Source organism: Aneurinibacillus sp. Ricciae_BoGa-3 (assembly GCF_028421645.1).
GTDB lineage: Bacteria > Bacillota > Bacilli > Aneurinibacillales > Aneurinibacillaceae > Aneurinibacillus_B.
The window spans coordinates 2,148,711-2,161,596 of record NZ_CP116887.1 but is presented as its reverse complement, the minus strand read 5'-3'; the positions used below and the strand labels follow the sequence as shown (position 1 = coordinate 2,161,596).

Sequence of the window (12,886 nt, the reverse complement as noted above, 5' to 3'; positions counted from 1 at the left end):
TGATTTCGTTGCCTATTTCGTTACGGGAGTTTTTCCATACCTGCGAACACGCAGCTTCGCCTGTTCAGCGTGGCCGGCGAAGTTTTCTAATTCGCACAGGCGGGCACAATATTCACCTATCGTTGCGCTGGCTTCCGGCTTTACTTTTTGGTATGTGCAGGTTTTTATGAACTTGCCTACCCACAGTCCGCCTGTATAGCGTGCGGCTCCTTTAGTTGGCAGGGTATGATTCGTTCCTATCACTTTGTCCCCGTACGCTACGTTTGTTTCCGGTCCAAGGAAGAGTGCGCCGAAGTTGGTCATGTTGTCGAGGAAGTAGTGAGGATTCTCGGTCAGCACCTCTACATGTTCATACGCCAGTTTATCCGCTTCGATAACAGCTTCTTCCAAGCTGTCCACCAGGATAATAATGCCGTTGTCCTCCCAGGCTACGCGCGCTACATCTGCTGTGGGAAGAGATGCAAGCTGGCGCTCGATTTCAACTAGCGTTTCTTGTGCCAGTTTTTCAGAGGTCGTAATGAGAGAGCAGGGGGAAGTAGGTCCGTGTTCAGCCTGGCCTAGCAGGTCAGTCGCTATCATTTCTGCGTCAGCCGTTTCATCGGCAATAACAAGCGTTTCTGTTGGACCTGCCAGAAGATCAATGCCAACTTTGCCGAACAGCTGCCGCTTTGCTTCGGCAACAAAGGCATTACCCGGCCCGACCAGCATATCCACCGGGGCGATCGTTTCGGTTCCAAGCCCCATGGCTGCCATGGCTTGAACGCCGCCCATAATAAAGATTTCGTCGGCCCCGGCTAACGCCATCGCGGCAACCGTTGCTGCCGGAATCTGTCCGTTAATCGGAGGTGTGCAGGCAATCACTCGCTTGACGCCTGCCACTTTGGCAGTCAATACGCTCATGTGGGCGGAGGCGACCATTGGGTATCTTCCACCCGGAATGTAGCAGCCAACGCTGTTTACGGGGATATTCTTATGGCCCAGCGTTACGCCCGGAAGCGTTTCCACTTCTATGTCACGGAGAGCCGATTTTTGAGCTTCCGCAAATCTCCTTACATTCGCCTGAGCAAACTTAATGTCTTCCAGCGTCTGTTTCGGAATACTCGCCACAATTTCATCAATTTGTTCGCGAGACAGCTGAAGGCTTTCAGGTGACCACTTATCAAACTTAGCTGACAGCTCGCGAACCGCTGCGTCTCCTCTCTCCTGCACATCCGCTAGAATCTGCTGTACCGTTTCCCTTACCTGCGCATCCGCTTTTGCCAGTTCAGACTTACTTTTGCCTACTTTCAGAAATTTTGCCATTCTATTTTTCTCCTCCTATTTCTTCTGTTTTGCATACGTATGCAACATCGGGTAAAAAAATCTATTCAAGAAAATAATATTTATGCAAACGCATTCATTATTAGTAGATTATAGCTGCTGTATTATTTTGTCAAGATCAAAATGGCTCTGAACACTAGCTACTGGATCAGCAGCTAGTGTTTCTGTCTGACTGAACCCCGTTCCACTAATAGGCCTTTGATCCATTTGCACTCAGTTTCACACTGATTTGAGTTTCCGTTGCTATCACCTAGCAATAGATCGATCGTATAGGCAATCATTTCATTGACAGGCTGCTGCCAGGTTGTCAGCGAATACGCCGACCACGCTGCCAGATCAATATCATCAAATCCTACAACGGAAACATCATAAGGAACACGTAAGCCCATTTGCTTCGCGGCATCGATCACACCAAGTGCCATAATGTCATTGGCACAAAATATCGCATCAGGCGGGTCAACGCTTTTTAACAGACGAACAGCCGCTTCACTCCCGCCTTCGTAGGAATAATGGCCGCAATCCGTAATCAGATGATAGCCGTGCTTCACCAGCGCTTCCCGGAATCCCGTCTCTCGCTCCAGGCTTGTGGATGTATTGGGGCTGCCAGCAATGAATGCAAGCCGCCGGTGTCCTTTTGCTATTAAATATTCCCCAATCTCAAATCCCCCGTGCATATTATCACAGCAAACCGTGTGGCACATGGGAATCTGGTTATGGCGGTTAAATAAAACAATCGGAATGTGGTTATCCATAAAATGCGCAGCGATAGACGAGGACAGAAGGGCATCTGTGACAACTACACCCGCAACATTGTACTCTAAAAACTGCAAAACCTCTTCGCTTTGAATGGTATCGCTCTGTGCATTGACTAATAAAACATGGAAACCCCTTTTCCGCAACTCCCCGGAAAACTTGCTCAACACAGCTGGATAAAACGGGTTTTTGGTATCCCCCATTACAAGTCCGATTATATTGGTTCGCTTCGTACTTAAACTCCTCGCCAGTGCATTCGGGCGGTATCCCAATTCTTTCGCCGCCGCAAGCACCCTTTTTCGGGTAGTTTCTGATACGCTTGCACCTGCGGTAAATACCCGGGAAACGGTAGATTGGGAAACGCCCAGATGCTTGGCAACATCAAAAGCCGTCACATTTCTCTCCAAATTTTCCGCCCCCGATCGTTGATTTTTCTTGATTATATCATAACGTAGCATTCATACGTTGAAGGTCCTTTTTTAACCATTCTATTAGTTCCTTCTCGCGTTCCTCATTCATTTTATCGGAGAATTCTTTCGTCCATTTATAAAAGCCCTCGCCGTTTTTCTGCCCGAATTTGCCCGCGTCCACTAATTCTCGCATGGCAGGAAGCGACGCCTGTTCCGTGCTGAGATCCGGGAAAAGATAGCTGCTTATCGAATGGAACACATCGAGGCCACCCATATCAGCCGTCATGAACGGCCCCGTAACAGGCAGGCGGCGCCCTATGCTGTATCGGACAGCTGCATCAATATCCTCCATGGTTGCAACACCCTGCTGGAGAATGTATTGGGCTTCACGGAAAAGCGCATACTGCAGCCGGTTGCCAATTGAGCCTAGGATATCCTTCTTCACTTCAATCGGTCTTTTATTCATTGTTCTTAAAACGGCCAATGCCCGCTCCACGGTGAGATCGGCTGTGTGCTCCCCGCGTACCACTTCGACAAGCGGAATCAAGTGGCCGGGGTTCCAGAAATGCGTCACAACCATGCGCTCCGGATGCCGCATCCGGGCTGAAATGGCCGTCGGGCTCAACCCCGACGTATTGCTTGCAAGAATGACCTTGCGTTCACACTGTTCGTCCAACTGTTCATATAAGTCTTGCTTTAACTCTAGTATTTCGGGAACCGCTTCGATGATAAAGGTGGCATCCCGGATACAATCTTCCATCGCAATGGTGAAGACGACTCTTTCTTTGCTAGCATCCGCTTGCGACTCATGAATGACGTCGTGCTTGCGTAGAATAGCCAACTTTTCCGCTATCCCTTGTTGCCCACGTGCGATATCTGCTTCACTATTTCCCCAAACCGTAACGGACATCCCCGACATCGCTGCTGATAGCGCAATCGAGTGCCCCATCGTTCCCGCACCCAGTATGGACAGTTTTTCAGCTGACATAGCCATCCCCCCAAAATAAAGTTGCTAAATCGCGGTCCAGCCGCCATCTACACGAATCGTTTCACCCGTGACAAAATTCGCCAGGTCGGATGACAGGAATAACACAGCTCCAGTCACATCGGACGGCTGCGCCAATTTTCCAAGGGGAATTCTCCGCAACACATCCTCATAGAATGATTCGTCACTAAACATTGATTTGGTTAACTCTGTTTCAATAAAAGTGGGAGCGACCGCATTGACTTTAATGTTATGCGGTGCCCACTCAATCGCTAACGCTTTCGTTAATTGAACGGCCCCACCCTTGCTCGAGCAGTATGCAGAACGTTTCACGTAGCCCACGAAGGCCATCTGTGACACAATGTTGATAATTTTGCCTCGCTTGTGCGGAATCATATACTTTCCTGCGCGCTGGGAACAAAAGAATGTTCCTTTTAAATTGGTATCGATAATACGGTCCCAGTCTTCTTCTGTGACGTCCATTGCAGGTTTGGCAATATTGATACCTGCGTTATTGACGACAATATCCAACCCGCCTAATCGGGAGAAGGCCTCATCTACCATTTCCTGCACGCTTTGTACCCGCTGCATATCTGCCACCAAATAAGAACAGTTAGGGTTAAGCCGCGTTAGTTCATCCACTGCAGATACGAGAGACGACTCATCCCTGCCGGTTATGAGGACATCCGCCCCAAGCCTGGCAAAAGACACGGCAATATCTTTTCCTATACCTTTGGAACCGCCCGTAACGATTACTTTTTGTCCTTTTATCTCCTCAAAATAAGCCATCCTGTTTCCCCATTTCCCGTCTTGGCATTACGCCGAAAATGTTTTATCTGAAGGACTATTTTTCTTCATAAATTCATTGACGATTGCGTTATCATCACGCACACGATAAAGGATAAAGAATAGGAATGCACATACCAGTGTTACACCTGCAGAGATTAAAATAGCAGGCGTGAAACTATTAAAATACTGGAGAACATACCCCATTAGCAGTGGAGATAGAATTCCCCCGACATTTCCAACGAAATTTACAAAACCGCTGACAAATCCGGCTCCTTTTTTGCCACCCAGTTCGGCCGCAGTTGACCACATTGGGCCGAGGATCGACATGACAAACGCGTATCCGAGCGACATGCAGGTGACAGAAGCATAGATATTATTGATGTATGGTGTTACGAAAAGGGTTACAGTACCCAACAGGAGCCCGAGAGTAATCACGAGTTTTCTCGCAGCAACAGAATCGTGCCCTCTGTTTACCATGCGGCGCACGATTGCACCTGATCCTAAAACGGTAATTAGGCCGAATAGGTAGGGTTCCATCGCCAACACACCCATTTTGCTTAACGTCATATTGTATTTTTGCGTAAGATACGTAGGATACCAGGTTAAAAACATAAAGTTTACAAAATCTAATCCGAAGTTTGCCATGCCAGCAGCCCAGAGAGACGGGCGCTTGACAAGCATTGAAAATAAACCGGCGGGTGCTGGTGAATCATCCTCTTCGACCTCATTGCCATCTTGCTTAATCCACGCCAGTTCATCTTTTGACACGCCGCGGTGATCTTCAGGATTATCCTTGGCATATAAATAAAACACCACACCAAGAACGGCGGCAATGAGACCTGTAATGATAAAGGCTACCTGCCATCCCCATTTAACCAGGATAAAGGCAACGATCGGCGGGGCAATTGCGGCCCCGATTACCAGACCAAGATTTTGCAGTGACATGGCTTGCGAGTATTCAACTTTTGGAAACCAGCGGCTTAACAGAACGGACGCAGCTGGCCATGTAATGGCTTCAGCAATTCCAAATGGAATGCGGAAAATCACCCATGCTCCGTAAGATGCAGCCTGCGTCGTCAGGATAAGCAGAACGCACCAGGACAGCATGCCATACAAATAAGTCTTGCGGGGGCGCAGCCAGTTGGCGAAAATACCCGCAGGGATTTGTGCGATGGCATAAGACCATGAAAACGCACTCAAAATCATCCCTAACTGCACAGGCGAAAGGTGAAACTCTTTTTTAATGACCGGGGCAGCAACAGACAGGTTTGTCCGATCTAGGTAACTGACGGTACTGATCAAGAAAACCAGAAACATCACGATCCAACGTGTATTCGTAGATGGTTTTTTCACAGGATCCTTCCTCCTCATCATATGATCCACATGTAAGTTATAATAATATGAATCCGTTTACATGTATGCTTGCATATTTTCTTGCATGCGTATGCAAACATAGCCTTTTAAAAAGGCATATGCCTATACCTTTTAAAAATTGAAAGCGTATTCATATCTTTCTAAAGCCTATCATAAAAATATTTCACACAATTGTCAAGCTTCAAAAAGCAATACATCCAGCAGATAAATTGAATTTGATTTATACATAACAATCTGGCTGTGAATGTACGGTGACGGCCCTGGTAGTTTTGTATGGATTTACTTAGCCAATCCTCCGCGGACAAAAGTAAGCGTTTCCTCTTTAATTTCTACTATTCTTTAAAAAAAATTGTTTTTTTCTCTTGCCTAGCTTTATAAAAATTGTTATCATATTCAACATTCGATAATTTATTAATCAAATAATTTAAGGAGGATTTCACTACATATGGGTAGAAAATTCATAATCTTTTTGCTAATTTTGCTTCCTATTCTATCCCAGTTGGCGGCCTTGCCTTTTGTCAACGAGATTAAACCGATTATATTTGGGCTTCCTTTTCTCCATTTCTGGTTGTTCCTATGGATAATACTAAGCCCGTTATGCACGTTTGGCATTTATAAGCTTCAAAAATCATCAGGAGGTCTGGATTGATGCACGGTAATAAAACAGCGTTGGCGATCACTATCATTGTAGTGCTTGCCGTGGTACTTATCGGATTTTTATCAGGGAGAAATAAATCTAACCGGAGTTCAGTTGAAGAATGGTCGGTAGGCGGCAGAAGGTTTGGCAGCTTACTTGTCTGGTTCCTGGTCGGCGCAGACCTGTATACAGCCTATACGTTTTTGGGGCTTACGAGCACGGCGTTTAAGGGCGGCAGCACGGCCTTCTTTGCCATCCCCTATTGCATTCTTGCTTATTTTCTCGCTTATTTCTTCCTTCCCAGGCTCTGGAAGGTTGCAAAAGTTCATAAATTTATGACGCTTGCTGACTATGCAAAAGGTCGTTTTAACAGCAAACTCTTGTCTTCACTGATAGCCATAGTAGGCGTGTTAATGCTTATTCCGTATATCGATTTGCAGTTAAGTGGGATTCAGGATACCATCCGGGTAGCCGGAACCGGATTTATTAACGTAAACGTGGTTGTTATTGGTTCGTTTTTCTTAGTTGCCCTGTATACATTTTTTAGCGGTATAAAAGGTCCAACCTATACAGCTGTTATCAAAGATATTCTCGTATGGGCCATTATGCTGTTTATGGTTATTTCGCTCCCCATTATTCATTTTGGCAGCTGGAATCACATGGTTGGAGCTATTTCACAGAAAGCTCCCCAACTTTTAACCATACCAACCTCAGGTCCAAAAGGAATTCCCTGGTTTATTACCGCTTCTATCGTTTCAGCGCTGGCGCTGTTTATGTGGGCCCATGCTGCTACCGGGGTATTCGCCTCTAAAAGCGCCGAGGCACTGCGGAAGAATGCAATGCTGCTGCCGTTATATAACATTGTGTTAATTCTCGTGATTTTCCTTGGCTTCACAGCGTATATGGTGCTGCCAAAAAACACGGACCCGCGCTTCGCCTTCCTTAACCTCATTCAGGTTTCGTACGGAGGGGTACCGCAAGGATTAGCATACGCAACCATAGCACTCGCCTCGCTGATTCCATGTTCAATTATGGCGATTGGCGCTTCCAACTTATTCGCCAATAACATCTACCGTGATCTCATTAATCCGAAGGTGGAAGGCAAAACATTAACGCTGGTAACCCGGCTTATGGTGTTTGTTGTTATCGGTTTAGCTCTGCTGTTTGGTTTACTGTTCCCGACTGCTCTTGTGTCGCTTCAACTGCTTGGTGTATCCGGAATGGTTCAAATATTCCCGGCAATCGTGATCAGTCTATTCTGGCGCAACCAGTCAAAAGAGGCGACAATTATCGGATTGATTGTAGGATTGATTGTAACATTCACCGTTTACGCTACACATTTTACGTTTGGCATATACGAAGGTTTCTGGGGTCTTGTGGCCAACTTCCTGGTTGTATTTATCCTCAATCCGCTGTTCGTGGCCAAAGCTAAGAATGAACACAATTCGGTAATCGATCATTTATTTAACGGCAAAAAGGAATTGGCTCAAATGAAAAAAGGAGCATAGCGTTATACCCTGAATAATTAAATACGTAAAAATACAAGAGCCGGCCAGCGTGCCGGCTTTTAATCAATGCAACACATTTTGGACACGGCTATTGGATATATACGTATAAAATTCAATGTAGCGCTTGGCTGTCTTCACCCAGTCAAATTTTTGCAACGCCAGCGCTCTTCCATTGCGTGCGAGGGAATCTGCAAGATTGGGTGACACAATCAGTTTTAGAATGGCTTTGGCGAATGCTTCCGGGTTCTTATAATCCTCTATTAAGATGCCGCAGTCCTCGTTAATGATTTCGGGAATTCCGCCTCTCTTCGAAGCGATAACGGGCAGGCCTGATGCCATCGCCTCCACATTGACAAGGCCAAACGCTTCAGGCAGTTGTGTGGGACAAACAAAACAGTGAGCAAGCCAATAAATTTGATGCATAGCTGATGGTTTTACTGTTTTAATGAATTGAACCTGAACTTCTGCTTTCTGCGCTTCGTGGTGCAGTCTTGTTTTATACTTTTGGCTAATGCATGGCCCTACGACAAGGAGCCGTACAGCCCGGTGTTTCTTCCTTACTTGCCCTAACGCCCGGATAAGAATGTGAATCCCTTTACCTGGCACGATTCGGCCCGTATAGAGTACGTTATAAGATCGCTTTGGCAGTGTGTTGGCGATCATTTTTTGCTTTTGCCTGCGAGTTGGAGGAGTAAAACGCTTGGTGTCTACGCCCAGATGAAAATAGTGGAATTTATCAGTGTAGGCAGGGAATTCCTGCACATAAGTTTTCATCAAAAAACTGCTGTTGCAGATTATTGCATCCGCTGCCTGCAAAACCTTATCCTTTTCAATTCTATCCAGTTCATTCATATAAACATAGGAATGCAGAACAAGAATAAGCGGTGTGGAAGGAAACTTATTCCGCAGTGAAAGGACATAGCGTGGACGATTCTCGATTTGAATACAGTCATACTTATGCCTTGAAGCATAACTAACGGCCTTTTCCAAATAATTATCTTTACCTGTAACCCTTACTATTTTCAGGTTGTCATTGGTGGAAATTTTAGGCAAATTGTTTCGCTTTCTGCTGAATATTGTAACGTTGTGGTATTTTGCTGTTTGCTTCGCTATCTGGTAAATAGATATTTCCACTGAGCTTCCTGTACCGGCAGAAACCGTATATATGGAAGGTGCGATAATTAATATGTTCAACGCATCACATCCTAACTTCGTTACCGTACTCTTTGGTTCCTTTAAATGCAAGCCAGTTTATTATTATTTTCCGTATACGCTTCTGCCGATGCAAAAGAAGTCTTTTAATAAACAAACTCTCTTTGTGGCGTAAATATCCCCGGGGGACATTTTTAAGTGCGGCATCAATTTCAGAAGATCTAAGGGATTCTATTTTCCGGATCATCGGCTCCAATGCGGAAAAAGAGGATTGAATCCGAAGCAGCCCATTCGGTACATGGTAAAACCGCCACAATTGCTGCCATAATAAACTATTCCAGGCTCCACGCTTCCATTTTCGCGGTGAACCATACAAAGCATGGCCGTGATCAATGAGGTACCAGTTGTACTTCTCATCAGGGTGATCGCGGTAAAGAATGAGGTTTTTACCTAACGCCCGGTCAATATTCGCAATCCATGCATCAAACACAACAAGGGTGCATAATTTCTCAATGTGGTTCAAATACTGCTCAGGCGCACAATGGACCTTCTCATCTGCCTCCCGCCATGTGATAACCTCTTGTGCCGGCACTTCTACAGAAACAACCCCTCTACGAATGACGCCATCTGGTCCGCGTACGGATGCAGTGGTCAATTGTGCCACAGGAAATCCCAACCGGTTAGCAAGAGAAGCCGCTATCCACTCATTTGCAATCATGGGGCCTGAAAAATACCATTGTTTACGTGTTGTAAATTTAAAATAACCGCGTGTACCCTCTTTATTTTTTACAATCCATACCTGGCCTTGGCGCTTCGACTTCCATGCCTTAACAAGCTTCCACCTTTTTTGTTTCAACTGGCCCTCTCCTTTTCTTACAAAATGGAAGTGAACAGACTGTGATACCTTGCTGCAATATTCGGCCACGAATATTGCAAGGCCATTTTTCTCCCTTCCGCTACCCTCCGATTGGTTAGTTCCTCCTGTTTCCACATATTTTCAATGGCCTGTGCGATCTCTTCAGGGCTCACCCGGTGTATGATTTCTGCAACGCTGCTATTTACAAATTCCGCTAACCCGCCTGAGCGGGTTGACACCAGCGGAATATTGTTCGCCAGCGCTTCAAGCGCTACAAGACCAAATGATTCATTCGGACTTGGCACAACTACAACCCCATAGGACGAATAAAGTTGTTGAACCTGCTTCGGCGTTTTAAATCCAAGCCAGCGGATTCGTTCCGTTATCTGATATGTTCGGGCAAGTAAGCGTAAATGCTTGCGGTAAGCAGAGGAACCCGTGCCTACCACATCCAGCTTTAGCTTCGGGTGTTTTTTGGACAAAATAGCCACTGCCCCAAGCAGCTTTTCGATACCTTTAGAGCGAACCAGACGGCCAACGTTAAGCAGATGATGACGCGGGCCGCTGCATCGTTCCCTTTTTACATGGACGCCATTTTCAATCACATGCAATTTATCTTTCAGATGAGGGTACAGCTCTTTCGTTTTACTTTTAAGCCACAGGCTGGGTACGACAACTGCATCGGCAAATGAAAGAAGCTCTTCCTGCTGCCTCGCTACTAAGGACCTGGCCTTGCTGAGTTTTTCCATCCTGACTAAAGAATGGCAAGTGTATACAACCGGGGCGTTAAATTTGAGCTTAAGGTAGCGGGCTGTTTTGGCAAAATGCACGCTGTGGATATGAAGAATCTGTGGCTTTTCATAGCTGTTTTTTGCCAGCCAGTCATCAATAGAATGGGAGCAGAACGTACGGTCTTTGACGGAATAGTACTTTGATGTCGCAGGAAAGCGGACGATGTTCAGATGTTTTTTTCGATTCGTTTGGATATGGGGCTTGCCAGACCGGGAAATGACCGTTACATCCAGCCCGTCTCGGGCAAGAGACCGGGTAAGATGGGTGGCTACAATACCGAGCCCGCCAATGATGAAAGGATTGTATTCATAGGTTAATACCCAGCAACGCATCATGGTCACTTCCTGTTCCTATAACTATCAAGGCGATTCAGAAAAACAGAAATATCCTGTTCGTCTTTTATTGTATTTGCTAGTTTATGCTCCAGACGCCGTCTGTGTTGTTGATTTGCGTGTTCATAAGAGGAAAGCAATTTACATGCCTTATAAGGGAATTGCAGCCACACCCTCAACAAATCATATTCAATAGGTTCCAGCTTTGAAACCGCTTGATAACCGTCTAGAATACAACGCGCAGTATCGATATTCCAGCCGCTGCTTTTGCATGAGAGGCGAATAAGGCGAAACAGGTCATAAGTCCGCAAGTCAATACGCAGTGTTTCAAAATCAATCAGATAATTGCCTTTCTGGCTTAACACAAAATTTTTCGGGCCGCTGTCTCCATGACACAGCACACCTTTATTTGCTGCTTTCCGGCAAAATAAAGCGTAATCAGTTTCATCCAACAGCTTTAAAGCTTTATGCACTCTCTCAGCCAGCCAATCTCCGTGTGTATGAAGAAGCCCAGTAAGTGCAGCACTGCTCTCATTTTTTTCAGCTCTTTGAATGTTTTTAAACAGCATACGGGCCTTATCATTCAGCATGTTGGGCCAGCGGCCGAGCATATTGGGTGCTCCTGCAGTTGAAATCTTTATTTTTTGACCTGCAAGATGAAAGTCAGCCAATGTTGTCGCACAAGTACGCAAGTCTTGGCATGACTCGATGGAAGGCATACGTCCTTGAATCCACGGGGTTAAAATATAGAAATATGGTTGTTTACTCGATCGAACAAATAAAGTTCTGCCGGTTGCCGTGTGCGGCCGCCGCCACGCTACAGTGGCAAAGCCGTGAGTTCGAAGTTTTTGGAGTGTTTGATCCATCCATCGTAAGCGTTCGGAAGAGTATCTCATTCTTTTTAGGCAATAGGGTTTTCCTTTGGCTGACACTACACGGTACACGCCTGTTTTTATTAAAAAAACTTTTTTTGCCTTAAGATTAAATTTTATTGCAGTTTGGATAACCTGTTTTTCAGTGACCATTCGTTTGCTCCGCTCTTCTGTTGGTTTTTTTCATAGCATATGACGGGAGTTTTTTATTGGATATTCACAATTGGCTGTTACAAGGCAAAATTTTGCCAGGGGTACAAATCCAGAGAAAGTGCCGTCTCTGCGTGGTGAATGCTGAAATTTTACATAGCCCTGATAGATGCCGCATATGTAAATGAGTTCAATCATAAGATGTATTAAAAAGGAGTGACAGGTTATTATCGAATTGTGTATTACGTGCGGCAGGGAACTGGTGTCCTGGGAAAAAAATCGGGTGGAATGTATGGATTGCAGAGAAAGAGCAAGCGAAACATACAGCGATGATTTTACGCAAGAGTAGAACGAGGAAAAAAGCAAACCTTTTGGGTTTGCTTTTTTTAGTAAAAACGCTTTTCCTACCACTCTAGCTGAGCCCGATTGAAAAAGGGAAAGTATTACACACCAGTCGATACATTATTTATTATTTAGCATAAAAATAAAGTAGTAATATTTTATGTAAGGGGAATTCTTATGGAGGAAATCAGCAAACTTATTTCAGATGTCACGCTTGATCCTGCATTGCTTGGGGTGATACCAGCACTGCTTGTATTAGGAACAATCCTAAAAATCACACCCAAATGTCCTGATTGGATCATTGCGTGGATTATCTTGTTTGCTGGAATAGCATCTGGGATTGCTACTGTGGGTTTTTCAGTTAGAGGAATTGCGAATGGCATGATTGCCGCAGGATCAGCAATAGGAACCCATCAGCTTTGGAAACAAACCACAAAAAGGCAATAGTCCGATTCAACGGCTACTAGTAGAAACCATGTTTAGGTTGGCTGGGACAATGATCTCGCATCACTCCCCGATAAATCTGAGAACATCGATACTCAAGCTATAAGACGAGAAGAAATGACCGTATGAATAAGCCTTTTGGTGGGGAAATTAAGCTACGGAAGATAGAG

The 12,886-nt window shown here is 45.4% G+C and carries 12 protein-coding genes; 3 read left to right on the top strand and 9 right to left on the bottom strand.

Features of this window, described 5'->3' with window-relative positions:
* Positions 1 to 12 precede the first annotated feature (12 nt).
* The 5 genes from hisD to PP175_RS11000 all read right to left on the bottom strand — a co-directional run bounded on the left by hisD (position 13) and on the right by PP175_RS11000 (position 5,610).
* On the bottom strand, positions 13 to 1,302 hold the full coding sequence (gene hisD / locus PP175_RS11020; protein WP_272442821.1) for a histidinol dehydrogenase: 1,290 nt from the start codon (positions 1,300 to 1,302) through the stop codon (positions 13 to 15).
* A 173-nt stretch (positions 1,303 to 1,475) separates the two neighbouring features.
* Positions 1,476 to 2,480: a LacI family DNA-binding transcriptional regulator gene (locus tag PP175_RS11015; protein WP_272442820.1), complete on the bottom strand. Its 1,005-nt coding sequence runs from the start codon at positions 2,478 to 2,480 to the stop codon at positions 1,476 to 1,478.
* A 37-nt stretch (positions 2,481 to 2,517) separates the two neighbouring features.
* The gene (locus PP175_RS11010) at positions 2,518 to 3,471 is read right to left on the bottom strand and encodes a 3-hydroxyacyl-CoA dehydrogenase family protein (protein WP_334314196.1); all 954 of its coding nucleotides are present in this window, start codon (positions 3,469 to 3,471) and stop codon (positions 2,518 to 2,520) included.
* Between the two features lie 24 nt (positions 3,472 to 3,495).
* Entirely contained in the window at positions 3,496 to 4,257 is a 762-nt protein-coding gene (locus PP175_RS11005; protein WP_272442817.1) for an SDR family NAD(P)-dependent oxidoreductase, read from the bottom strand.
* A 27-nt stretch (positions 4,258 to 4,284) separates the two neighbouring features.
* Positions 4,285 to 5,610, bottom strand: coding sequence for an MFS transporter (locus tag PP175_RS11000; RefSeq protein ID WP_272442815.1), 1,326 nt, complete (start codon positions 5,608 to 5,610; stop codon positions 4,285 to 4,287).
* Positions 5,611 to 6,076: 466 nt separating this feature from the next.
* On the opposite strand from PP175_RS11000, the gene PP175_RS10995 reads away from it, so the two are divergent.
* Together PP175_RS10995 and PP175_RS10990 are read left to right on the top strand one after the other, a co-directional pair.
* The gene (locus PP175_RS10995) at positions 6,077 to 6,280 is read left to right on the top strand and encodes a DUF3311 domain-containing protein (RefSeq protein WP_272442813.1); all 204 of its coding nucleotides are present in this window, start codon (positions 6,077 to 6,079) and stop codon (positions 6,278 to 6,280) included.
* On the top strand, positions 6,280 to 7,776 hold the full coding sequence (locus tag PP175_RS10990; RefSeq protein ID WP_272442812.1) for a sodium:solute symporter family protein: 1,497 nt from the start codon (positions 6,280 to 6,282) through the stop codon (positions 7,774 to 7,776). Before PP175_RS10995 ends, PP175_RS10990 begins: the two co-directional genes overlap by 1 nt.
* 63 nt (positions 7,777 to 7,839) lie before the next feature.
* On the opposite strand, the gene PP175_RS10985 is transcribed toward PP175_RS10990, so the two are convergent.
* Genes PP175_RS10985 through PP175_RS10970 form a run of 4 tightly spaced genes read right to left on the bottom strand, consistent with a single transcriptional unit; the run spans position 7,840 to position 11,933 of the window.
* The gene (locus PP175_RS10985; protein ID WP_272442811.1) at positions 7,840 to 8,970 is read right to left on the bottom strand and encodes a glycosyltransferase family 4 protein; all 1,131 of its coding nucleotides are present in this window, start codon (positions 8,968 to 8,970) and stop codon (positions 7,840 to 7,842) included.
* Between the two features lie 4 nt (positions 8,971 to 8,974).
* Positions 8,975 to 9,784 carry a HipA family kinase gene (locus tag PP175_RS10980; protein WP_272442809.1) on the bottom strand — a complete coding sequence of 270 codons (810 nt, stop codon included), beginning with the start codon at positions 9,782 to 9,784 and terminating at the stop codon, positions 8,975 to 8,977.
* Between the two features lie 17 nt (positions 9,785 to 9,801).
* On the bottom strand, positions 9,802 to 10,911 hold the full coding sequence (locus tag PP175_RS10975) for a glycosyltransferase family 4 protein (protein ID WP_272442807.1): 1,110 nt from the start codon (positions 10,909 to 10,911) through the stop codon (positions 9,802 to 9,804).
* A 2-nt stretch (positions 10,912 to 10,913) separates the two neighbouring features.
* Complete coding sequence (locus PP175_RS10970; protein WP_272442805.1) at positions 10,914 to 11,933, bottom strand: phosphotransferase; 1,020 nt, start codon at positions 11,931 to 11,933, stop codon at positions 10,914 to 10,916.
* Positions 11,934 to 12,449: 516 nt separating this feature from the next.
* Here PP175_RS10970 and PP175_RS10965 point away from each other — a divergent pair.
* Positions 12,450 to 12,719, top strand: a complete 270-nt coding sequence (locus PP175_RS10965; protein ID WP_272442804.1) for a phage holin family protein — start codon at positions 12,450 to 12,452, stop codon at positions 12,717 to 12,719.
* Positions 12,720 to 12,886: the final 167 nt, after the last annotated feature.

Bases quoted from the DNA above. Each gene is read 5' to 3' on its own strand.
- PP175_RS10975 (WP_272442807.1), bottom strand. From the start codon at position 10,911: ATGATGCGTTGCTGGGTATTAACCTATGAATACAATCCTTTCATCATT.
- PP175_RS10990 (WP_272442812.1), top strand. From the start codon at position 6,280: ATGCACGGTAATAAAACAGCGTTGGCGATCACTATCATTGTAGTGCTT.
- PP175_RS10970 (WP_272442805.1), bottom strand. From the start codon at position 11,933: ATGGTCACTGAAAAACAGGTTATCCAAACTGCAATAAAATTTAATCTT.
- PP175_RS11010 (WP_334314196.1), bottom strand. From the start codon at position 3,471: ATGTCAGCTGAAAAACTGTCCATACTGGGTGCGGGAACGATGGGGCAC.
- hisD (WP_272442821.1), bottom strand. From the start codon at position 1,302: ATGGCAAAATTTCTGAAAGTAGGCAAAAGTAAGTCTGAACTGGCAAAA.
- PP175_RS10965 (WP_272442804.1), top strand. From the start codon at position 12,450: ATGGAGGAAATCAGCAAACTTATTTCAGATGTCACGCTTGATCCTGCA.
- PP175_RS11005 (WP_272442817.1), bottom strand. From the start codon at position 4,257: ATGGCTTATTTTGAGGAGATAAAAGGACAAAAAGTAATCGTTACGGGC.
- PP175_RS10995 (WP_272442813.1), top strand. From the start codon at position 6,077: ATGGGTAGAAAATTCATAATCTTTTTGCTAATTTTGCTTCCTATTCTA.